The organism is Streptomyces sp. CAI-85, assembly GCF_013363615.1.
In the GTDB taxonomy this organism is placed as follows: Bacteria; Actinomycetota; Actinomycetes; order Streptomycetales; family Streptomycetaceae; genus Streptomyces; species Streptomyces antibioticus_B.
Map to the genome: position 1 here is coordinate 1 of NZ_JAANNX010000005.1, position 20804 is coordinate 20804.

Here is a 20804-nt window from a genome sequence, read left to right on the forward strand (position 1 = left end):
AGCTGGCCCACATGTGGTTCGGCGACCTGGTCACCATGGAGTGGTGGAACGACCTGTGGCTGAACGAGTCGTTCGCCACCTACACCTCCATCGCCTGCCAGGCGTACCACCCGCAGTCGCGCTGGCCGCACTCGTGGACCACGTTCGCCAACTCCATGAAGACATGGGCGTACCGGCAGGACCAGCTCCCGTCCACCCACCCGATCATGGCGGAGATCCGTGACCTGGACGACGTCCTGGTCAACTTCGACGGCATCACCTACGCCAAGGGCGCGTCCGTCCTCAAGCAGCTCGTCGCCTATGTCGGCATGGACGAGTTCTTCAAGGGCGTGCAGGCGTACTTCAAGGCGCACGCCTTCGGCAACACGCGCCTGTCCGATCTGCTCGGCGCGCTGGAGGAGACCTCGGGCCGCGATCTGAAGTCCTGGTCGAAGGCGTGGCTGGAGACGGCCGGCATCAACATCCTGCGCCCGGAGATCGCGACGGACGGCGAGGACGGGTCCGGGGTCATCACCTCGTTCGCGATCCGCCAGGAGGCCCCGGCCCTGCCGGCCGGCGCCAAGGGCGCGCCGACACTGCGTCCGCACCGGATCGCCGTCGGCCTGTACGACCTCGACGGGGAGAGCGGCAAGCTGGTGCGCCGCGAGCGCCTCGAACTGGACGTCGACGGCGAGCTGACGGACGTTCCGCAGCTCGTCGGCACGCGCCGCCCCGACGTCGTCCTGCTCAACGACGACGACCTGTCGTACGCCAAGGTCCGCCTGGACGAGCGGTCCCTGGCGTTCGTCACCGAGCACCTCGGCGACTTCGAGTCCTCGCTGCCGCGCGCGCTGTGCTGGGCGTCGGCCTGGGACATGACCCGGGACGCCGAACTGCCGGCCCGCGACTATCTGTCGCTGGTGCTGTCGGGCATCGGCAAGGAGTCCGACATCGGCGTGGTCCAGTCGCTGCACCGCCAGGTCAAGCTGGCCATCGACCTGTACGCCGACCCGACCGCCCGTGAGGCCCTGCTGACCCGCTGGACCGACGCCACGCTGGCGCATCTGCGGTCCGCCGAGGCGGGCAGCGACCACCAGCTCGCCTGGGCCCGCGCGTTCGCGGCCACCGCCCGCACGCCGGAGCAGCTCGACCTGCTGGACGCCCTGCTCGACGGCTCGCAGACCATCGAGGGGCTGGCCGTCGACACCGAGCTGCGCTGGGCGTTCGTGCAGCGCCTCGCGGCGGTCGGCCGGTTCGACGAGGCGGAGATCACCGCCGAGTACGAGCGCGACAAGACGGCGGCCGGTGAGCGGCACGCGGCCACCGCCCGCGCGGCGCGTCCGACGCCGGAGGCCAAGGCGGAGGCGTGGGCGTCGGTCGTCGAGGACGACAAGCTGCCCAACGCCCTCCAGGAGGCCGTGATCGGCGGTTTCGTGCAGACCGACCAGCGTGAGCTGCTGGCGGCGTACACGGACCGGTACTTCGAGGTCGTCAAGGGCGTCTGGGACAGCCGCTCGCACGAGATCGCCCAGCAGATCGCGATCGGCCTCTACCCGGCGGTCCAGGTCTCCCGCGAGACCCTGGACAAGACGGACGCCTGGCTGGCCTCCGCCGAGCCGAACGCGGCCCTGCGCCGCCTGGTCTCCGAGGCCCGCGCGGGCGTGGAGCGGGCGCTGCGGGCGCAGGAGGCGGACGCGCGGTAGGTGCTTGCGGTAGGCAGTGGGGCGGGGGCGCTCGGGTTGATGCCGGGCGCCCCCGCTTTTGTGTCTGCGCGCGGGGCTGGGCGGTTGTGCTTGCGCACGGGGCCGGGTCTTTGTGCCTGGGCGCGGGACCGGGCGTTTGCGCCTGCGCGCGAGACCGGGCGTTTGCGCCTGCGCGCGAGACCGGGCGTTTGCGCCTGCGCGCGGGGCCGGGCTCAGGCGACGGCGTCGCGGTGCGGGCGTTCGCTCGTGCCCCTGTGGGGTGACGGTCGTACGGGCGCCTCGGCGGCGGCGCCGCCCGCTCGGAGCTGGCCCGCGACCGTCGCCCCAAAGGCCAGCGCCATGCCCGTGAGCTGGAGCGGGGTCAGCGCCTCGCCGAGGGCGGCCCAGCCGACGACGGCGGCGGTGAGCGGGGAGAGCGGGCCGAGGAAGGTGACCTGGGTGGCGGTGAGCCGGCCTATGCCGCGGAACCAGAGCCAGTACGCCACCGCCGTGTTGGCCAGCGCCAGGTAGAGGTACCCGGCGGCGGCCCGGCCGTCCAGGGCGGGCGGAGCGCCCTCGGCGAGGAACGCGACCGGCGCGATCAGCAGTCCGCCCGCGGTGAGCTGCCAGCCGGCCAGCGCCAACGGACCGACGCCCTCGGGCCGGCCCCACTTCTTGGTCAGGACGACACCGGCCGACATGGAGGCCGTGGAGCCGAGCGCGGCCAGCACGCCGAGCCCGTCCAGCGCGCCGGCCGCCTTCAGGACGACCAGGCTGACCCCGAACGCGGCGACCACCCCGGCCAGCAGGGTCCGCGCCGTCGGCCGCTGTCCGAGGAGCAGGGCCGAGAGACCGACGACGAACAGGGGTCCGACCGAGCCGACGACCGCCGCCATACCGCCGGGCAGCCGGTACGCGGAGAGGAACAGCAGGGGGAAGAAGGCGCCGATGTTCAGCGCCCCGAGCAGCGCCGCCTTGCCCCACCAGAGGCCGCGCGGCAGCACCCGGCCGAGGGCGAGCAGCAGCAGTCCGGCGGGCAGGGCGCGCATCAGACCGGTGAACAGGGGGCGGTCGGGCGGCAGGAACTCGGTGGTGACGGCGTAGGTGGTGCCCCAGGAGACGGGGGCGAGGGCGGTGAGCAGGACGGTCGTGATCCTCGGCATACATTTAGCTTACCTCTAAGCAACTTACCTACAAGCCACTTTCTTGCGGACGACCGGATACGGCCGGATACTCACCCCATGAGCACCACGCAGCCTTCGCAGCCGCCGCAGCCTTCGCAGCCGCCGCGCAGGGACCCGGTCGACGCGATCATCGAGCAGTGGGCGGAGGTCAGGCCCGATCTCGACACCGCCGCCATGGAGGTCTTCGGCCGGATCCACCGGATCTCGCGGGCGGTGGGCGACCGTTCGGAACGGGCGTACAGCCATCTCGGCCTGGCCCGGGGCGAGTTCGACGTCCTGGCCACCCTGCGCCGGTCCGGCGAGCCCTACACCCTCTCGCCCCGTCAGCTCTCGGCCACGCTGATGCTCACCACCGGCGGGATGACCGGCCGGCTCGACAAACTGGAGCGGGCGGGGCTGCTGCGCCGTTCCCCCGATCCGCACGACCGGCGGGGGCTGCGGGTGACGCTGACCGACGAGGGGCTGACCCTGGTCGACCGTGCGGTCGGCGCCGGGCTGGCCGCCCAGACCCAGGCCCTGTCGGCGGCCCTCACCCCGGAGCGCGCCGCCCAACTGGCCGACCTGCTGCGGGAGGTGCTGTTCGCGACGGAGACGGCTGAGGGGTAGGCGGCGTCGTCTTTGCGTGTCAGCCGACGTGCGCCGAGAGGGCCGCGTCGACGGCGCTCGCGTCGGCGGTGTCCGCCGCCCAGGCCACGTATCCGTCGGGCCGCACGAGGAGGGCCGTACGGCGGTCGCCCGCCCAGCGTTCCACGGCGAGGCGGCCCTCGCGGTCGGCGCCCGCCCCTTCGTACGCCCCCGGGGTGATCAGCACGAACCTGCCGCCGCGCAGGGCCTCGTGGAGGCGGCCGCCGCCGGCCAGGGCGACGTCCGGGACGCGGGTGCCGGTGAGGCGGTGCGCGCCGCGCGGGGCGGGGTAGCGGACGCCGATGCCGCTGATCTGGCCGACGGCACGGCGGCGGGCGGGGGCGGCGACGCCGAGGAGCGTGGTGAGCGCGGCGCGCAGGGCCAGGGTCGCGGGCCGCTTGGCCATGGCGAGGCGGACGATGCCGCCGCTGCTGCGGAGCACCGACCTGCCGACGGGGTGCCGTTCGTCCTGGTAGGTGTCGAGCAGGTCGGGGCGCGCGTGGCCGTGCAGGACCTGGGCGAGCTTCCAGCTCAGGTTGGCCGCGTCCTGGAGGCCGGTGTTCATGCCCTGGCCGCCGGCCGGGGTGTGCACGTGCGCGGCGTCGCCGGCCAGGAAGACCCGGCCCACCCGGTAGGCGGGGGCCTGGCGTTCGTCACTGTGGAAGCGGGACATCCAGCGGGCGTCGTGCATCCCGTAGTCCCGGCCGAGGGCGAGGCGGGTGACCTCCTTGACCTCGTCGAGGGCGAGGGGCTCGCTGTCGGGGACGTCGCGGGCGCGGTTCCAGGCGATCACCCGGTGGTAGCCGTCGCCGAAGGGCGCGAGGAAGGCGAAGGCGTCGCCCGCGGTGTTGACGGTGAGCAGCGACTCGGGCTGCTCCGCGAGCCGCACGTCCGCGAGGACGACGGAACGGATCACCGAACGGCCGGGGAAGGGCAGCCCGATCGCGTTCCGTACGGCGCTGCGCATGCCGTCGGTGCCGACGACGTACGCGGCGCGCAGCTCCTCGTCGGCGGCTCCGTCGGCGGCTCCGTCGGCGGTGCGGACGGTGACCGTCACGCCGTCCGCGTCCTGGGTCAGACCGGTGACCTCGGACTCGTACCGGAAGCGCACCCCGGCCTGCTCGGCCCGCCGGTGGAGGGCCTTCTCCACCTCGTACTGCGGGATGACGAGGAGGTGGTTGAAGCGGGAGGGGAGGGTGTCGAGGGCGATGGTGAGCCGCCCGAAGAGGCGCAGCCGGTCGAGGGTGCGGCCTGCCGTTTCGAGCTCGTCCGCGAGGCCGCGGGCGTCGAGCTGCTCCAGGGTGCGGGCGTGCAGGACGAAGGCGCGGGAGAGGTTGCTGACGCGGTAGGGGCGCTTCTCGACGAGGGTGACGGGAACACCGGCGACGGCGAGATCACCGGCGAGCAGCAGCCCGGTGGGCCCGGAGCCGACGACGATCACGGGGTGGGGGGTGGTGCGGGCGGTGGTGTGGGCGGTGGTGCCGTTCATGGTGGCCTCCTTACGCCAACGCTCGTAGGCCAACGGGCGTTGGCCAACGCATGTTGACAACGATAGGGGCGCCCCCGGCCGGGGGTCAACACTTGTTGGCAAACACACGTTGGCCTACGCTTGTGGACATGACTGGCACAGGCACCCGCCGCTCCGAGGCCACCCGCGACGCGATCCGCACCGCCGCCCGCGAACGCTTCGCCGCCGACGGCTACGAACGGACCACCATCCGCGCCGTCGCCAAGGACGCGGGCATCGACCCCTCCATGGTCATGCGCTACTACGGCAACAAGGAGGGCCTGTTCGCGGCGGCGGTAGCCGTCGACCTGAAGCTGCCCGACCTCACCACGCTCCCCCGGGACGAGGTCGGCCGCGCCCTGGTCACCCACTTCCTGGACATGTGGGAGGAGAACGAGGTCCTCACCGCCCTCCTCCGCGTCGGCGTGACCAACGAGGCCGGCGCCGCCCGCATGCAGACGATCTTCCGCGACCAGCTCCTGCCCACGGCCCGAGCGGTCTGCCCCGACCCCGAACAGTCCGGCACCCGAGCGGCCCTGTGCGCCACCCAACTCCTCGGCCTGGCCCTCACCCGCTACATCCTCCGCCTCCCCCCGGTGGTCACCCTCCCCCGCGAGGAACTGACCGCCTGGCTCACCCCCACGATCCACCGCTACCTGACAGCCCCTCATCCGGCGGCCTGACCGTCGATCAGGGGGGATCCACCGGTCAGCGCGTCATGGTGGTCGCGCAGCACCATGACGGACCGAGCCAGCCACTGCACTCGCTCCACCTCACCCCGCAGCCCAGGCCGCTCGGCCACGGCCAGCCGCCTACGAGCCTCCTCGACCCCGGCCAGCGCGAGCGTCGCCCGCACGCCATCCGCGGGCGCCTCGGCGACCAACCGCTCGATCTGCGGCATCAGAAAGGCCAGGTGCGCCCTGAAGTCCCCGTCGAGGAGCTTCACCGTCTGATGACGGGGCAGTGCCTGCTGAGCCAGAAACCAGGAGGCGGCGGCACGCACCATGCCGATTCCTCTCCGGAGTGATCGACAGTGGCCGCAGTCCTCCCTCCAAGCCTCAGGCCGGCGTCGGGAAGGGCCCTCAGCTCCCTAACCACCACTGGCCTCTGGCACCCGGCCCTGAATCACCCAGACCGCTTCGCCCAGACGGTGTGCGATCACACCGAAGTCGTCGGCGAGAGCCACCACGAGACGAAGCCCTCTACCAGAGCACATGTCGGCACCGGCCCAAGAGACCCCGACCCGTAGCAGTGGGCCGTCCGCGTCGGCCTCCAACGAGGACTCGCGCCCCGGCGGGACACCGTGCAGCACGGCGTTGGCGGCGAGTTCGGAGACACACAGCCGGATGTCCTCCACCCGGTCGGCGTGCCTCCAGGATGCGGCGCCCCAGAGCCGCTGCTTCATGGGGAACCGGCGCTCCAGCCTTGTCGCCTAACGTGTAAAGCGGCAAGGTCGGCCATCGCGTGGAGGAGACACCATGAGCGACGAGACGTGGGTCAGCACCTCGATGCCGTATCTGGTCCCACGGGAGCGGGGACAGCAGGACGCCTGGGGTGCCGAGGCCGCCGCCCGGGGTGGCAAGGGCGGTCAGCGCATCGTCCACGCCGGTGAGGTGGCCGCGCCGGACGAGGTGGCCGGCCTGCTCGGTCTGTCCGCGGGCGGCCCTGTCGTCGTACGCCGCCGGATCATCGAGTTCGACGGCGAGCCCTGCGAGTTGACGGACACCTACTATCCGGTCGACATCGCGCGCGGCACCCGGCTCGCCGAGCGGGGCAGGATCCCTGGCGGGGCGGTGTCCGCCCTCGCAGCGCTGGGGCACGTCGGCGTGCGGGTGCGGGAGGACGTGACGGCACGCATGCCCGACGCCGAGGAGCGCGAGGTGCTGCGTCTGGGCGCGGACGAGCCGGTGCTCCGGCTCAGCAGGGTCACGTTGGACAGCGCGGACAGGCCCTTCCAGGCCGACCTGATGGTGATGCCCGCCCGGCGGCAGAGACTGCGCTACGAGATCCGGATCGGATGACCGTGCACACCACCGACACCCCCTCCCCCGACGGCGACGCTCCGGACCGGCGTTCGCTTCACGAGCGGATCGCCGCGGACCTGCGGGACGAGATCATGAGCGGCGACCTGGCTCCCGGTGCGCCTCTGCCCTCGACCGCCCAGCTCAAGGCGAGGTTCGAGGCCGCCAACGCCACCATCCAGAAGGCGCTCCAGGTCCTCAAGGACGAGCGGCTGGTCGTAGGCCGCGCCGGGGCGTCGGTCACCGTGCGGGACCACCGGCAGCGGACCGTTCGCCCCGCCGCGTACCTGGCGCCGTCCGCCCCGGGCGAGCCGTACCGCTGGCTGGCCGAGGCCGCGAAGCTCGGAGCGCGGGCACAGAGCACGCTGCTCGACGTGCGGGAGGTCCGGCCTTCCGCCGACGTCGCGGCCGCGCTGCGCCTCGCCGACGACGAGACGGCGGTCCTGCGCCATCAGATCCTCTCCGTGGACGGTGAACCCGTCGAGCTGGTGAAGTCGTACTATCCGACGGCCGTCGCCCGGGGAACCGCCGTCGCGGAGAAGCGGAAGATCCGGGGCGGCACGCCCGCGCTGCTCGCCGAACTCGGCTTCCCGCCGCGGCTCAGCACGGACCGGGTCTCCGCCAGGGTGCCCACGCAGGAGCAGTACCAGGCGCTGAGGCTGCCCACCGACCTACCGGTGCTGCGCACGCTGCGCGTCGTGTACAGCGACGACGACCGTCCCATCGAGGCGACCGTCATGGTCAAGGCGGGTCACCTGTACGAACTGCAATACGACTTCGTCCCTGAATGACCCGGGCCCGGGCGAAGGCCCCCGGCCCGGTCACACGACAAAGACGCCACCCCGGCCGCCGTGCTGCGGTCGGGGTGGCGTTCTGTGTGGCTGGGAGGCGTCAGGCCTTCGGCTTGGGCTTGATGACGCGGAGGGCCGGGTTGGACTTGTCGAGGACCATCACCAGGCCGGTGATGACCGCGAAGAGCACGATCGGGGCAAAGACGTAGAGGCCCAGCGTCTCGGCCACGTTCAGGCCCGGGCCGGGGTCGTCGCCGTCGTCGCGGGTCAGCGCGAGCGCGGGGGACGACATGAGCAGCATCATCAGCGTCGTACCGGCGGCCAGGGCGCCGGCGCGCAGGGCGTTCTTCTTGTCCACAGGGCAAACGTAGCGAACGCCCGGGAGAGCCGCGCGCCCGGGGTGCCCCGTAAGGGGCTATCCCGGGGGTGCCTGCCGTAGGACCTCTACCAGGGCTCGGAGTCGTGGGGAGGACGTGAGGTCCTCCAGGGGTACCGGGCGGCCGTTCGCGTCGGCGATCGGCAGGCGCCAGTTCGGGTACTGGTCCCAGGTGCCGGGGAGGTTCTGCGGGCGGCGGTCGCCGACGCCGTCCGGGAGCCAGACGCCGATCATGCGGGCCGGGGTGCGGCCCAGGAAGCGGTGGACGGCCTGGACCTCGGCCTCCTCTGAGGCGGGATCACCCGCGCCCGCGCCCCCGCCCTCGCCCAGCAGCCCGAGGCGTGTCAGCAGCGCCAGCCACTCCGCCGTGTCCGCCGCCGCCTCGGCCCGTTCCGTCGCCGCCGGCCGGGTCAACAGGCCCAGCCGGTCGCGGAGTTCGACGTGCTCGCCGGTGAGCCGGGCGGCCGTGGACGGCAGGTCGTGGGTGGTGGCGGTGGCCAGGCAGTCGGCGCGCCAGCTCTCCGGGGGCAGCGGGGCGCCGTCGCCGGCCCAGTCCCGTTCGAACCACAGCACGGACGTGCCCAGCACCCCGCGCTCGCGCAGCGCCTCCCGCACCCCGGGCTCGACGGTGCCGAGGTCCTCGCCGATCACCACCGCGCCCGCCCGCGACGCCTCCAGCACCAGGACGGCGAGCATCGCCTCGGCGTCGTAGCGGACGTACGCGCCCTCCGTAGGGGGTTCCCCCTGGGGGATCCACCAGAGCCGGAACAGGCCCATGACATGGTCGATGCGCAGCGCCCCGGCGTACCGGAACAGGCCCTGGAGCAGCCGCCGGTACGGGGCGTAGCCGGAGGCGGCGAGCCGGTCCGGGCGCCAGGGCGGCAGCCCCCAGTCCTGGCCTCGCGCGTTGAACGCGTCCGGCGGCGCCCCGACCGACGTCCCCGCGGCGAAGTACTCCTGCTGCGCCCAGGCGTCCGCACCCCCCGGATGCACACCGACCGCCAGATCGTGCACGATCCCGACCGGCATGCCCGCCTCGCGCGCGGCGCGCTGCGCGGCGGCGAGCTGGGCGTCGGTGAGCCAGGCGAGACGGGAGTGGAAGTCGACGCGGTCCCGCAGCTCCTCGCGGGCCCGCGCGGTCTCCGCCGACCGCGGGTCGCGCAGCCCTTCCGGCCAGCGGCCCCACTCACCGCCGTGCACTTCGGCGAGCGCGCACCAGGTCGCGTGGTCCTCCAGGGCCCGCCCCTGCTCGGCGAGGAAGTCGTCGTAGGCGGCGCGCCGGCCGGGGCCGAGCGGTACCCGGGCGAGCAGTTCCAGCGCCTCCCGCTTCAGCGCCCACACCGCGTCCCGGTCGATCAGCTCGCCCTTGTCCAGTACGGCCTCGCGCAGCCGCGCGGCCCGTTCCAGCAGGGCACGCGTGTCGGCGTCGGTGTACGCGAACTCGGGCACGTCCTCCACCCGCAGGTGGACCGGGTCGGGGAAACGGCGGGACGACGGCCGGTACGGCGACGGATCCGTCGGCGCGCCCGGCACGGCCGCGTGCAACGGGTTGACCTGCACGAACCCGGCCCCCAGCGTCCGCCCGGCCCAGCCGGCCAGCTCCCCCAGGTCGCCCAGATCGCCCATGCCCCAGGAACGCCGCGACAGCAGGGAGTAGAGCTGCACGAGCAGCCCGTACGAGCGTCCCGGCGGCGTGGGCAGCCGGGGCGGGGCCACCACGAGGTGGGCGTGCGCGGTGCGGCCGTCGGGGGCGGGGGCGGTGGCGGTCAGCCGGTGGACGCCGTGCCGGAGGCCCTCCACCCCGGCCTGCGCGGCCCGGCCGGCGTGGACCTCCCGGATCTCGCCCTGCTCGGTCTCGATCCGCAGGGCCGTCCCCTCGGGGAGGGCGGCGAGCGGCTCGCAGGGGCTGCCGCTCCAGCACACCACCGTCGGCGGCAGCAGCCGCTCCCGCAGTTCCGCCTCCCGTGCGGCGAGCGCGGCCCGCACCGCCTCCGGGCCGCCCGCGTCGACACCGAGCGCGGCCAGGACCCGGGTGACGGCGGCCGCCGAGGCGGTGACCGTACGGTCCGGGGAGGGCTGGTAGGAGACGGCCACGCCGTGCAGCGCGGCCAGCCGGGCGAGTTCCTCGCCGAGGGGGACGGTCATCTACGGCCTCGTGAAGTCGGAGTCCGCCGCGGCGAGCGGCGGTTCGCTGGTGAGCGGCTCGGCGTCGGGCAGCGGCGGCTCACTGGTGAGCGGCGCCTCGACCACGGTGCCCTCGGCGCCGTACGCGGACAAGTGGGTTTCGGGGAAGGGGACTTCGAGGGCGGCGGACGGCTCCGCCGGGCGTTTGCAGTGGGCCGGTGCGATCACGGTGGCTCCTCGTCGCGTGGGGGACGGCTTCCCCGCAGCCCTACCCAGCGGACGCGACGACAGACGTCCGGGGCGCGGACACCGCCCATCTCGCCACATTCCCCACCTCGACATTCCTCCCGTACGGAACAGACCGCACCCTATCGGCCGACCGTGCCCCCGGCCCGTGAACCGTCGGCGCGCGGCCGTCCGACAGAGAGGGTGTGAGACGGTTCCGCCCCATGAGGGGCCACGGGGAGCACGGGGAGAGCGACACGGACGCGGCGCTGCTGCGGGCCGTGGCGGACGGGGACGCGAGCGCCCTGGCCACGCTGTACGAACGGCACGCGGGGTGGCTGCACGCGCGGCTGACCCGGCGCTGCGCCGACGCCGAGGTGGTCCGCGAGGTGGTGCAGGACACCTTCGTGACCGTGTGGCGGTCGGCGGGCGGGCACGGCGGCGGGGAGGCGGGCGGCTGGCTGTGGACCATCGCCGCCCGACGGCTGGTCGACGCGCGGCGCGCCCAGGAACGGGTCACGCGGGTCGAGACACGGATCGCACGGGCCGACACGGCACCGGATCCGCAGCCGGCGCCCGTCGAGTCCGCCGAGGAACGGGTGTTGGCCGGGCTGGAGTTCGGCGACGTCGGCACCGCCCTCGGCCGGATCTCGCCCGAGTTGCGGGAGGTGCTGCGGGCCACCGTCGTCGACGGGCTCACCACCCGGGAGGCGGCCCGGCTGCTCGGCATCCCCGAGGGCACCGTCAAGACCCGCGCGATGCGGGCCCGCGCCGAACTGCGCGCGGCCCTCGCCCAGTTGAACCCCGGCCCGGTGAACACCGGCCCGCTGCACGCCCGTCCGGCAGGAGGCCCGGCATGAGCGAGTCCCCCTGGCACGCCACCGACAGCCTGGCCGCCCGCTATGCCGACGGCACCCTGCCGGAGTCCGCGGCCTGGTCCCTGGAGAAGCACCTGGAGCACTGCGGCACCTGCGCGGCCCTCGTCTCCCGCGCCGTCACGACGACCGCCCCGGCGACGGCGACGGTCCTGGCGGAGGTGTGGGCGAGGGTGGAGGCCAGGGTGGAGGCCGACATGACGGCCGGGGTGGAGACCGGGGTGGAGTCCGGTGCACAGGAGCGGGCGACGGCGCGCGACGCCGTACCCGGCACGCCCCCTGCCCCCGCCCCGATCCCCGCCCACCGCCCCCACGGCGCCCGCATCTGGTCCTCCCGCACAAGCACCGGCACCGGCACCGGCACCGACCACCCCCGCCTCTCCCCCCTGCTCCGCGTCCTCTGGGCCGCCGGGCCCGCCGTGCGCGGCGGCTGGCTCGTCGCCGTCGTCGCGGTGGCGATCGGGGCCGTCGCGCTGGCGTACGGCGCGGGCGTCGACGGGACGCGGCCGCTGCTGCTGGCGATCGCGCCGGTCGTACCGGTCGCCGGGGTCGCCCTGTCCTACGGCCGGCACGCCGACCCGCTGTACGAACTCGTCGCCTCGACCCCGTCCGGCGGACTTCGGCTGCTGCTGACGCGGACGGCCGCCGTGCTCGCCGTCAGCCTGCCGCTGCTGACCCTCACCGGCCTGCTGCTGCCCGCCCCCGGCACCCCGAACGCGGCCGCCTGGCTGCTCCCGGGCCTCGCCCTGACCCTGACCGCGCTGGCCCTGGCCGGGTACGTCGGTCTCCGGGCCGCGACCGCGGTGACCGGCGGAGGCTGGCTCACGGCGGTGCTCGTCCCGGCGCTCACCGGTCCCGGCGGAACACCACCGGCCGGTCTCACCACCCCGGCGGAGACCCTCGCGGGGACTCTCGCGGAGCCCCTTACCGCCCGCCTCGCCGAACAGCTCTCCCGCTGCCTCGACGGCCCGCTCGCGCAGAGCGCGTGGGCGGCCGCCGCCGTGCTCAGCGCCGCCCTGCTCACCGTCCGCCGCTCCGCCTACGACCGGGCCTACGACCGGCTGGAGCAGCGATGATGACCCCTTCCCCAGGAGTTCCCTTGAGCACGATACGAGTGACCGGTCTGCGCGTCCGGCACCGCCGGACCGTCGCCCTCGACGGGGTGGACCTCACCCTCGGCCGGGGTGTGCACGGGCTGCTCGGTCCGAACGGCGCCGGGAAGACGTCCCTGATCAGGGTGCTCGCCACGGTCGCGCGACCGGACGCCGGCCGGGTGGAGATGCTCGGCGAGGACGTCGGCGACCCGCGCCGGCGCGGGTCGGTGCGGGCCCGGCTCGGCTATCTGCCGCAGGAGTTCGGCCACTACCCCGGCTTCACGGTCAGCGAGTTCGTCGCGTACATGGCCTGGCTGAAGGAGGTGCCCGCGGCGGACACCCCGGCGGCCGTGGCCCGCGCGGTGGACCGCGTCGGCCTGACGGACCGCGCCGACGCGAAGGTGCGGACGCTGTCCGGCGGCATGGTCCGCAGGGTCGGCATCGCGCAGGCCGTCGTCAACGACCCCGAGATCCTGCTCCTCGACGAGCCGACCGCCGGGCTGGATCCGGAGCAGCGGGTGGAGTTCCGGGCGCTGCTGAGGGAGCTGGGCGCGCGGGCGACGGTCGTCGTCTCCACCCACCTGGTGGAGGACGTGGCCGCCGCCTGCACCGAGGTCACCCTGCTGGACGGGGGCCGGGTCGCCTACCGCGGTACGCCGGACGCGCTGAGCGCCCTCGGCGAGGAGGCCGGGGCGGACGGCGTCGGCGACAACCCGATCGAGCGCGGCTACACGGCGGCCCTGCGCGCCCACCGCGCCGAGCGGGCCGGGACGGTGGCCGCGCGATGAGCCTCCTGAACCCGGTACGCCCGGCACCGACAAGACATCCCCTACACACGGAGACCCTCCGCGGCTTCCCACCCCTCGCAGGCGCCGCCGTCCTGCTGACCATGACCGTGCTCCTCGCCGGTTCGGCCGACCGCTGGCAGGGCGGCTGGGCGGAGACCCGGGGCGTCCTGCACGACGCGCTGCTGATCCTTCTCCCCCTCGCGGCGGCGGCCGGCTGCCGCCAGGGCGGACGGGACCGCCGGCGTCGTACGGAGGAGCTGTGGGCCACAGCCGTACGGTCGCCGCTGGCCGGGTTCCTGGTGTCGGCGCTGCCGCTCGCGCTGTGGGTGGCCGCGGGCTACCTGGTCGCGGCGGCCGGCGCGCTGCTGGCGACCTGGCCGTACGCCCGGGGTGACGGGCCGCGTCTCGCGCTGCTGCCCGCGGACGTGGTGGCGCTGGCCGCCGCGGCGGTCGCCGGGCAGGTGGTGGGGCGGCTGACGGCCTGGCGGCTGGCCCCGCCGCTGCTGGCGACGGCCGGGTACGCCGTGCTGGGCGTGTCGGCGTCGGTGCGCGAGGGCGCGGGCCGGTTCCTGAACCCGGCCCTGCCGGTCTCCGTCCACGAGGTGCCGGTGGGGTGGCAGCCGGTGGCGACGGCCGGGTGGACGGCGGGCCTCGCGGCGGCGGCCGTCCTGGCGTACGCGGCCCGGCGGCGGTACGTGGCGCTGCTGCCGCTGACGGCGGCGGTCGTGGCGGGCGGGCTGCTGATCGGCGCGGGCGACGGGCTGTGGCGGCCGGACCCGGTCGCCCACCGCCAGGTCTGCGACACCTCGACCACCCCGCAGGTGTGTGTGAACGCCCGCTACGGCGAGCTGTTGCCGCAGGTCACGGAGGTTCTCTCGGGGGTCACCGGGCGGCTGCGCGGGGTGCGGAACCTGCCGGTGCGGTTCGAGGACCGGGCCGGGGAGCCACGCGCGGACGAGGCGGAACTGCCGATGCTGACCCCGTTCGGCCGGTCGGTCGTACGGGGGCGGCTCACCGATCCGGAGCAGTACGCGTGGGAGGCGGTGGCAGCGCTCCAGCGCCGGGCCGACTGCGACACGCTCGACCCTCGGGTGGGCCTCGCGGACGACGCCGTGCAGAACCTCCTCGCCCCGAGTCCGGCGCAGGCGCACTTCGACGCGCTGGACGCGCGGGGCGACGCGGAGCACCGGGCCGCCCTGCGCGCCCGGACCGCCGCCCGCGCGCGGCTCGCGGCGATGGGCGAGGACGAGCGCCGGACCTGGCTGTCGGCGTACTTCGCGACGGCGGGCTCCTGCGACGCGACGGGGGTGCCGACGCTGTGAACGAACCACCAGCGAAGGCGCTGCGCGGAATCCTGCTGTACGCCCGTTCCCGCGCCGTCCCCGCCACGGTGGCCGCGCTCGCCGCCACCGCGGCCTTCGCGGTGTGGGCGGCGGACCGGATGGACACCTACCTCGACCCGGAGCGCAGGCTGCCGATCGTGGCGCTGGCCCCGCTGCTGGCGGCCGCCGTGATCGGGACCGGTCTGCACAGCGCGTCCGGGGAACTGGACCGCACCGCCGTACGGCCGTGGTGGCCGCGGCGGCTGGCCCATCTGCTCGCGCTGACCGTGCTGGCGGCGGCGGTGCTGCCGCTCGCCGTGCGCGGCGGGCCGCCCGACTTCGGCCCGGCGGCCGTGGTCCGCAACCTGCTGGGCTGCACGGGGGTGACGGCGGCCGCGGTGGCGCTGCTGGGCGCCCGGCTGAGCTGGCTGCCGGCGTTCGGCTACGTCGGCGCGGTGTACCTGGCGTCGCACGGGGTGCGCGGGCACGCGGTCACGGTGTGGGCGTGGCCGGTGCAGCCGGCGGCCGCGGCGGGGGCGTGGGCGGCGGCCGGGGGCGCGTTCGCGCTGGGGGCGGTCCTGTACGTCGTACGGGGGACGCGGCCGGAGACCGGCCGAGGCTGACGCGGCACCGACGGCACGGCGGCACCGACGCCGAACCGACGGCACCGGCCGACGCGTCCCGAAGGGCCCCGCGGCAGCCGGTGCCGTCGGCCCGTCCGGGTGGGCCGGTGCGGGTGGGCCGGTGGTGCCACGGGGCATGAAGAAGCCCGGATCGTCAGGCGGAGATGCCGTCGATCCGGGCCAGGGCGTCGTCCGCGCCGTACGGCTGCAAGTACGGCAGCCAGCGCGGGTCCCGGTGGCCGGTGCCGATGATGCGCCAGGCCAGGCCGGTGGGAGGTGCGGGTTTGTGCCGCAGCCGCCAGCCGATCTCGACGAGATGGCGGTCGGCCTTGACGTGGTTGCAGCGACGGCAGGACGCCACGACGTTGTCCCACACGTGCTGGCCCCCGCGACTGCGTGGAACGACGTGGTCGACGCTGGTTGCGACGCCACCGCAGTACATGCACCGGCCGCCGTCGCGCGCGAACAGGGCGCGGCGGGTGAGAGGAACGGGGCCCCGGTAGGGAACCCGGACGAATCGCTTGAGCCGGACCACGCTGGGTGCGGGGACTGTGACGGTCGCGCTGTGCATGAAGGCGCCCGATTCCTCCAGGGAGACAGCCTTGTTCTCCAGGACGAGGACGAGTGCGCGGCGGAGCGGTACGACGCCGAGCGGCTCGTACGACGCGTTCAGGACCAGGACATGCGGCACGGATGCCTCCTTGGGCGTCGGCGGCGCGTGGCTCGCGCCGGGACGATCTGAGGTCAGTCTCCCCTCTTGCCTGGTGGACGCGCCACCATGTCCCGGTAACGGGCTGGGAGTGTTTTCGACCACACCCTGATGTGTCCCCCGGACCGTGGCCTGTTCAAGCGCGGGTGAGGACCGTCTCTCCTTCCCGCATCCTGCAAGAGCACACACAATGCCCCGTTAGTGTGGTGGTGCTGCCCGTCCGGTGACCTTTTCGTGACCTTGAAGAACTTGCAGACGTTGACCGCCGCACCGGACGTGGGCCGCTGCACCTGGAGGTACCTGCCGTGTCCTTGTCCGCCGTGCTGCTCGCCGCAGATCCGTCGCCGACGCCCTCGGAGTCGCCGACCGTCACGGTCCCGAGTCTCCAGGACGCCCAGGAGCGTGCGGGGAACGCGGCCAGTTGGGTCGAGCAGAACTGGTCGACCTGGCTGGCGATCGGTCTGCGGGTGCTGCTGATCCTGCTGATCGCCGTGGTGCTGAGGAAGTTCGTGCTGCGGGCGATCACCAAGCTCATAGACCGGATGAACCGCACCACCGAGTCGGTCGAGGGCACCACGCTGGGCGGGCTGCTGGTCAACGCCGAGCGGCGCCGGCAGCGGTCGCAGGCGATCGGCTCGGTGCTGCGGTCGGTGGCGAGCTTCGTGATCCTGGGCACGGCGGCGCTGATGGCGCTGTCGGCCTTCGAGATCAACCTCGCGCCGCTGCTGGCGTCCGCGGGTGTCGCGGGTGTGGCGATCGGTTTCGGCGCGCGCAACCTGGTGACGGACTTCCTGTCCGGCGTGTTCATGATCCTGGAGGACCAGTACGGCGTCGGCGACCAGATCGACGCGGGCGTGGCCACCGGTGAGGTCATCGAGGTGGGGCTGCGCGTGACGAAGCTGCGCGGCGCGAACGGCGAGATCTGGTACGTCCGCAACGGCGAGGTCAAGCGGATCGGCAACCTCTCGCAGGGCTGGGCGACGGCGGGGGTCGACGTCACCGTCAAGACGTCCGAGGACCTCGACCGGGTGAAGGCCACGCTGACCGAGGTCGCCGAGAAGATGAGCAAGGAAGAGCCCTGGAACGAACTGCTGTGGAGCCCGATCGAGGTGCTCGGCCTGGACAGCGTGCTGCTGGACTCGATGGTGGTCCGGGTCGCGGCGAAGACCATGCCCGGCAAGTCCCTCTCCGTCGAACGCGAACTGCGCTGGCGCATCAAGCGCGCCTTCGACGCGGCGAACATCGACATCGTCGGCGGCGCGACGGCCCCGGCGGAGGAGGAGATCATCGACCCGTCGGAGTCGATCGCGGCCCCGTCGGTCTACGCCAACACGACATCCCCCCAGGCCCAGGCGGCGACGCCGCTCACCCCCACGCCGCCGGCCCCGCGGGCCCGGTGACCCAGGGACGAGCCGACAGGCGAACGGTTTCAGCACACTCGTTCGAGTGAACGGCCGGGGCATCCGACGCCGCACGGGCGCCGGATGCCCCTTCGTTCTGCCCGGGGCACCCGGCGCGGGCTCAGGGCCTTTCTTTCGGATCTTGCCGGGGGTCGCGGGGCCTGGCACGCGCTCCCCCAGAGGGGGGACCCCCAGCGGCGTTGTCGTCGGTTGCCGACGCTCCGCGTCGACGCCCTCCTCCGCCTTGCAGCTACACGCACCAGACCCCGCTCGGGCCCACCGAGACGCACCGTCGCTCGAAGCCGGCCAGATCCGAAAGAAAGGCCCTAGCCTGGCACCAGCGTGACGAGGAGACCAGCGATGAGCGCCGAGCCGATCTTGGAGACGGTCATGACGCACGTGGACCCCATCGACCTGTTGAGCGCGATCGAAGAGGCGTCGCCGATGCCGATCCGACCGGAGTACGTCGAGGGGACGGTCATCGTGCCGCCGCAGCCGGACGACCAGCACAACCACGGCACACTCGAGCTGGCCTTTCAGTTCCGGGCGTCGGGATTCCACCTCGTGGGCATGGGCAACGGCTACCGTGCCGCGCACCCGGACGGCTCGACCATGAGTCTGCTCGTCCCGGACTTCTACGTCCGCCGCCGCAGGCCGACCGAACTGGACGAGTCGTACCGCAAGGCCCACAAGGGCTGGTACCCCGTCGACATGATCGCCCTCGTGGGCGAGGTCACGTCCGGCAACCACGAGACCGACACCGGGGCCAAGCTCCGCACCTACGCCGCCGCCGGCATCCCCCTCTATGTCCTCATCGACCGCCACGCAGGGACAGCCCACTGCTACACCGACCCCGTCCTCCCAGGCGACGACCCCACCGACGCCTACTACGCCACCGACACCAAGGCCGATCTCGGCGACCCGCTGCCCCTCCCGGCGCCGTACCCGACCCTGGAGACCGCCGCGTTCCTCGACGCCGACGTCTGAGGACCGTCCGACGGCCGACGATCTTCACAGCCACCCCGCCATTCCCCCACGTCACAGCCACCCCCTATCGTCACGCGTGTACCGGGCCCTTGTTCTGGAGCGGAATGCCCAGGGGTTTCGGGGTGAATGTGGGGATACATGAGGAAGCTCGCCATCGGTGCCGTCGTGTCCGGCGCCCTGGCTCTGGGGGGTCTGGCCGCGCCCGCCGCGCAGGCCGCCGCGCCGGCGCTGACGTTCACCAAGGTGACCGTCAACAAGGGCAAGCCGATCGTCGTCGGCACCACCGCCAAGGTGAAGGTGCCGGTCACCTACACGCTGACCCGGCCCGCCGATCTGACGATCGACTACAAGTCGAACTTCGCGGGCGTGATGCTCTACCGCGGTTCGCTGAAGGAGCCGGAGAACTCGATCGAGCCGGCCGCCGCGCCGGTCTGCACGACGACGGCCACCACCGCCGCCACGGTGACCCAGTCCTGCAAGGAGACCCTGGTCGTGGACCCGTGGGAGAGCCTCTACGACTCCGCGGACGCCGGCACCTGGAAGGCCGGCGGGTTCTACGGCCACCTCGACCAGGAGCTGGACGAGTCCGACGACCACATCAGCGTCGAGTACGGCTTCGCGCTGTGGGGCGGGCTCGGCACCGCGAAGGTCCAGCGCGCCGCCAAGCTGACCGTCAACGCCTCCCCGGAGCCCGCGCGCGCCGGAAAGACGCTCACGGTCAAGGGCAAGCTGACCCGCGCCAACTGGGGTTCCGGCACCTACACCGGCTACGCCGGCCAGAAGGCGACCCTCCAGTTCAAGGCCAAGGGCACCAGCACCTACAGGACGGTGAAGACGGTCACCACCGGCACCGGCGGCGCCCTGTCCACCACGACCAAGGCGACCAAGAGCGGCGCGTACCGCTTCGTCTTCGCCGGCACCTCCACCACGGCCGCCAAGTCGGCCGTCGGCGACTTTGTCATGGTGAAGTAGCCCGCGGAACGGCCGAACCGAACAGCCGAACGGCCGACCGGCCCGCTGTCCCGCCCCCGTGCCTCCCGGCGCGGGGGCGGGTTCTTCGTTTTCCGGCCCTCTCCGTCCGGCCGGCCCTTGACGGCCCCTTCGCGTCGGGCTTACCTTCCCTGACAGCCGATAGGAAACTTTCCTAACAGTGGCCGAGGGTGAACCCGAAGTGGACTCGCCTCCCGCGTCACTGACAGGCTGTGCCGTTCAGAGAGGCAGGTGTCGACCCATGGCAGGAACCGCCGGTACGCCGGGCACCCCGCGCGTCCTGCGCGCCATGAACGACCGCACCGCCCTCGACCTCCTCCTCGCGCACGGCCCCCTGTCCCGCACCCGCATCGGCAAGCTCACCGGCCTGTCCAAGCCCACCGCCTCGCAGCTCCTCGCCCGGCTGGAGGCGGCGGGCCTGGTCCTGGCCACCGGCACCACCGAGGGCCGCCCCGGACCCAACGCCCAGCTCTACGGCGTCAACCCGGCCGCCGGATACGCCGCCGGACTCGACGTCACCCCCGAGCGCGTCCTCGCCGCCGTCGCCGACCTCACCGGCCGGACCGTCGGCACCTACGAGGTGGCCACGCCCGCCAGAAAGGCCGCGGGGGCCGTCGTACGGCAGGTCACCGACGCGCTCGACGGCGCGGTCAAGGCCGCCGGCCTCACCCGCGACGACGTGCGCCGGCTCGTCGTCGCCACCCCGGGCGCCTTCGACCCCACCACCGGCCGGCTGCGCTACGCCTCCCACCTCCCCGGCTGGCACGCGCCCACGCTGCTCGACGACCTCGCGGCGGCACTGCCGATGCCGGTGGAGTACGAGAACGACGTCAACCTCGTCGCCGTCGCCGAACAACGGCTCGGCGCGGCCCGCGGCCACGAGGACTTCGTCCTGCTGTGGAACGAGGGCGGTCTCGGCGCCGCCCTCGTGCTCGGCGGCCGGCTGCACCGCGGCTGGACCGGCGGCGCGGGAGAGGTAGGTTTCCTTCCGGTTCCCGGCGCCCCGCTGGTCCGGCAGGTGAGGAAAGCCAACAGTGGCGGCTTCCAGGAGCTGGCCGGCTCCCAGGCACTGCCCCGGCTGGCCCGCGAGATCGGGATGAACGACGTCCCCTCCGGGCCCTACACCGAGGCCGCCGCCACCCTCCTCGAACGGGCCGCCGCCGAGGACACCGTCCTGCACCGGCTGCTCCTGGAGACGTACGCGACCCGGCTGGCCACCGGTCTCGCCTCGCTGGTCTCCGTGCTCGACCCCGAACTCGTCGTCCTCAGCGGCACCGCCCTGACGGCCGGCGGCGAGACGCTCCGCGCGCTCGTCGAGGCCGAACTCGCGGACCTCGCCGCGTCCCGGCCGAAGCTGGTCCTGGGCGACGTCACCGAACACCCCGTCCTGCGCGGCGCGCTGGAGAGCGCGCTGGCGGCCACCCGCGACGAGGTCTTCGACACCTCGCGCTGACGCACCCGCACGCACCCGCACGACCCCCTCTCGTCAACAACACCCGCCCC

At 73.8% G+C, this 20804-nt stretch carries 22 protein-coding genes; 14 read left to right on the forward strand and 8 right to left on the reverse strand.

Features of this window, described 5'->3' with window-relative positions:
• The coding region (pepN, locus tag G6W55_RS08875; RefSeq protein WP_175520257.1) for an aminopeptidase N at positions 1-1682 on the forward strand (1682 nt) is incomplete at its 5' end.
• Positions 1683-1894: 212 nt separating this feature from the next.
• Here the strand turns inward: pepN and G6W55_RS08880 are convergent.
• Positions 1895-2824 (reverse strand): EamA family transporter, encoded by a 930-nt coding sequence (locus tag G6W55_RS08880; protein ID WP_254876166.1) that lies wholly within the window; start codon positions 2822-2824, stop codon positions 1895-1897.
• 78 nt (positions 2825-2902) lie between these two features.
• Here G6W55_RS08880 and G6W55_RS08885 point away from each other — a divergent pair, with 78 nt between their 5' ends.
• Positions 2903-3451, forward strand: a complete 549-nt coding sequence (locus tag G6W55_RS08885; RefSeq protein ID WP_175520258.1) for a MarR family winged helix-turn-helix transcriptional regulator — start codon at positions 2903-2905, stop codon at positions 3449-3451.
• A gap of 19 nt (positions 3452-3470) precedes the next feature.
• Here the strand turns inward: G6W55_RS08885 and G6W55_RS08890 are convergent, their stop codons facing one another.
• Positions 3471-4958, reverse strand: coding sequence for an FAD-dependent monooxygenase (locus tag G6W55_RS08890; protein ID WP_175520259.1), 1488 nt, complete (start codon positions 4956-4958; stop codon positions 3471-3473).
• Positions 4959-5086: 128 nt separating this feature from the next.
• Between G6W55_RS08890 and G6W55_RS08895 the strand changes: the two genes are divergently transcribed.
• Positions 5087-5659, forward strand: coding sequence for a TetR family transcriptional regulator (locus tag G6W55_RS08895; protein ID WP_175520260.1), 573 nt, complete (start codon positions 5087-5089; stop codon positions 5657-5659).
• On the opposite strand, the gene G6W55_RS08900 is transcribed toward G6W55_RS08895, so the two are convergent.
• Positions 5644-5982: a DUF6415 family natural product biosynthesis protein gene (locus G6W55_RS08900; protein ID WP_175520261.1), complete on the reverse strand. Its 339-nt coding sequence runs from the start codon at positions 5980-5982 to the stop codon at positions 5644-5646. The two genes, G6W55_RS08895 and G6W55_RS08900, sit on opposite strands and share 16 nt — an antisense overlap.
• A gap of 84 nt (positions 5983-6066) precedes the next feature.
• Positions 6067-6381, reverse strand: a complete 315-nt coding sequence (locus G6W55_RS08905; RefSeq protein WP_175520262.1) for an ATP-binding protein — start codon at positions 6379-6381, stop codon at positions 6067-6069.
• 73 nt (positions 6382-6454) lie between these two features.
• Between G6W55_RS08905 and G6W55_RS08910 the strand changes: the two genes are divergently transcribed.
• On the forward strand, positions 6455-6997 hold the full coding sequence (locus tag G6W55_RS08910) for a GntR family transcriptional regulator (RefSeq protein ID WP_175520263.1): 543 nt from the start codon (positions 6455-6457) through the stop codon (positions 6995-6997).
• Positions 6994-7788: a GntR family transcriptional regulator gene (locus G6W55_RS08915; RefSeq protein WP_175520264.1), complete on the forward strand. Its 795-nt coding sequence runs from the start codon at positions 6994-6996 to the stop codon at positions 7786-7788. Before G6W55_RS08910 ends, G6W55_RS08915 begins: the two co-directional genes overlap by 4 nt.
• Positions 7789-7888: 100 nt before the next feature.
• On the opposite strand, the gene G6W55_RS08920 is transcribed toward G6W55_RS08915, so the two are convergent.
• The 3 genes from G6W55_RS08920 to G6W55_RS08930 are packed head-to-tail and all read right to left on the reverse strand — an operon-like array spanning position 7889 to position 10516.
• On the reverse strand, positions 7889-8146 hold the full coding sequence (locus G6W55_RS08920; RefSeq protein ID WP_030779586.1) for a hypothetical protein: 258 nt from the start codon (positions 8144-8146) through the stop codon (positions 7889-7891).
• Positions 8147-8203: 57 nt separating this feature from the next.
• Complete coding sequence (gene malQ / locus G6W55_RS08925; RefSeq protein WP_175520265.1) at positions 8204-10309, reverse strand: 4-alpha-glucanotransferase; 2106 nt, start codon at positions 10307-10309, stop codon at positions 8204-8206.
• Positions 10310-10516, reverse strand: a complete 207-nt coding sequence (locus G6W55_RS08930; protein WP_266543053.1) for a hypothetical protein — start codon at positions 10514-10516, stop codon at positions 10310-10312.
• A gap of 221 nt (positions 10517-10737) precedes the next feature.
• On the opposite strand from G6W55_RS08930, the gene G6W55_RS08935 reads away from it, so the two are divergent.
• From G6W55_RS08935 to G6W55_RS08955, 5 genes are all read left to right on the forward strand, one after another.
• Positions 10738-11373: an RNA polymerase sigma factor gene (locus G6W55_RS08935; RefSeq protein WP_175520266.1), complete on the forward strand. Its 636-nt coding sequence runs from the start codon at positions 10738-10740 to the stop codon at positions 11371-11373.
• On the forward strand, positions 11370-12464 hold the full coding sequence (locus G6W55_RS08940; protein WP_175520267.1) for a zf-HC2 domain-containing protein: 1095 nt from the start codon (positions 11370-11372) through the stop codon (positions 12462-12464). Before G6W55_RS08935 ends, G6W55_RS08940 begins: the two co-directional genes overlap by 4 nt.
• Positions 12461-13270 (forward strand): ABC transporter ATP-binding protein, encoded by an 810-nt coding sequence (locus G6W55_RS08945; RefSeq protein ID WP_375372440.1) that lies wholly within the window; start codon positions 12461-12463, stop codon positions 13268-13270. The genes G6W55_RS08940 and G6W55_RS08945 overlap by 4 nt, the downstream gene beginning before the upstream one ends.
• A 101-nt stretch (positions 13271-13371) precedes the next feature.
• Complete coding sequence (locus tag G6W55_RS08950) at positions 13372-14592, forward strand: hypothetical protein (RefSeq protein WP_175520269.1); 1221 nt, start codon at positions 13372-13374, stop codon at positions 14590-14592.
• A complete protein-coding gene (locus tag G6W55_RS08955) occupies positions 14589-15215 on the forward strand; it encodes a hypothetical protein (protein ID WP_309243661.1) in 627 nt (208 codons plus the stop codon). The genes G6W55_RS08950 and G6W55_RS08955 overlap by 4 nt, the downstream gene beginning before the upstream one ends.
• A 154-nt stretch (positions 15216-15369) precedes the next feature.
• Here the strand turns inward: G6W55_RS08955 and G6W55_RS08960 are convergent, their stop codons facing one another.
• Positions 15370-15906, reverse strand: coding sequence for an HNH endonuclease (locus tag G6W55_RS08960; RefSeq protein WP_030779604.1), 537 nt, complete (start codon positions 15904-15906; stop codon positions 15370-15372).
• Positions 15907-16229: 323 nt separating this feature from the next.
• Between G6W55_RS08960 and G6W55_RS08965 the strand changes: the two genes are divergently transcribed.
• From G6W55_RS08965 to G6W55_RS08980, 4 genes are all read left to right on the forward strand, one after another.
• Positions 16230-17324: a mechanosensitive ion channel family protein gene (locus G6W55_RS08965; protein ID WP_175520270.1), complete on the forward strand. Its 1095-nt coding sequence runs from the start codon at positions 16230-16232 to the stop codon at positions 17322-17324.
• A gap of 360 nt (positions 17325-17684) precedes the next feature.
• Positions 17685-18311, forward strand: a complete 627-nt coding sequence (locus tag G6W55_RS08970) for a Uma2 family endonuclease (protein WP_175520271.1) — start codon at positions 17685-17687, stop codon at positions 18309-18311.
• A gap of 138 nt (positions 18312-18449) precedes the next feature.
• A complete protein-coding gene (locus G6W55_RS08975) occupies positions 18450-19283 on the forward strand; it encodes a hypothetical protein (RefSeq protein WP_175520272.1) in 834 nt (277 codons plus the stop codon).
• A 259-nt stretch (positions 19284-19542) separates the two neighbouring features.
• Positions 19543-20754: an ROK family transcriptional regulator gene (locus G6W55_RS08980; RefSeq protein WP_175520273.1), complete on the forward strand. Its 1212-nt coding sequence runs from the start codon at positions 19543-19545 to the stop codon at positions 20752-20754.
• The last annotated feature ends 50 nt before the right edge of the window (positions 20755-20804 follow it).

Coding starts and splice junctions, on each gene's coding strand:
- G6W55_RS08880 (WP_254876166.1), bottom strand. CDS start 2,824: ATGCCGAGGATCACGACCGTCCTGCTCACCGCCCTCGCCCCCGTCTCC.
- G6W55_RS08885 (WP_175520258.1), top strand. CDS start 2,903: ATGAGCACCACGCAGCCTTCGCAGCCGCCGCAGCCTTCGCAGCCGCCG.
- G6W55_RS08890 (WP_175520259.1), bottom strand. CDS start 4,958: ATGAACGGCACCACCGCCCACACCACCGCCCGCACCACCCCCCACCCC.
- G6W55_RS08895 (WP_175520260.1), top strand. CDS start 5,087: ATGACTGGCACAGGCACCCGCCGCTCCGAGGCCACCCGCGACGCGATC.
- G6W55_RS08900 (WP_175520261.1), bottom strand. CDS start 5,982: ATGGTGCGTGCCGCCGCCTCCTGGTTTCTGGCTCAGCAGGCACTGCCC.
- G6W55_RS08905 (WP_175520262.1), bottom strand. CDS start 6,381: ATGAAGCAGCGGCTCTGGGGCGCCGCATCCTGGAGGCACGCCGACCGG.
- G6W55_RS08910 (WP_175520263.1), top strand. CDS start 6,455: ATGAGCGACGAGACGTGGGTCAGCACCTCGATGCCGTATCTGGTCCCA.
- G6W55_RS08915 (WP_175520264.1), top strand. CDS start 6,994: ATGACCGTGCACACCACCGACACCCCCTCCCCCGACGGCGACGCTCCG.
- malQ (WP_175520265.1), bottom strand. CDS start 10,309: ATGACCGTCCCCCTCGGCGAGGAACTCGCCCGGCTGGCCGCGCTGCAC.
- G6W55_RS08935 (WP_175520266.1), top strand. CDS start 10,738: ATGAGGGGCCACGGGGAGCACGGGGAGAGCGACACGGACGCGGCGCTG.
- G6W55_RS08940 (WP_175520267.1), top strand. CDS start 11,370: ATGAGCGAGTCCCCCTGGCACGCCACCGACAGCCTGGCCGCCCGCTAT.
- G6W55_RS08945 (WP_375372440.1), top strand. CDS start 12,461: ATGATGACCCCTTCCCCAGGAGTTCCCTTGAGCACGATACGAGTGACC.
- G6W55_RS08950 (WP_175520269.1), top strand. CDS start 13,372: ATGACCGTGCTCCTCGCCGGTTCGGCCGACCGCTGGCAGGGCGGCTGG.
- G6W55_RS08970 (WP_175520271.1), top strand. CDS start 17,685: ATGAGCGCCGAGCCGATCTTGGAGACGGTCATGACGCACGTGGACCCC.
- G6W55_RS08975 (WP_175520272.1), top strand. CDS start 18,450: ATGAGGAAGCTCGCCATCGGTGCCGTCGTGTCCGGCGCCCTGGCTCTG.
- G6W55_RS08980 (WP_175520273.1), top strand. CDS start 19,543: ATGGCAGGAACCGCCGGTACGCCGGGCACCCCGCGCGTCCTGCGCGCC.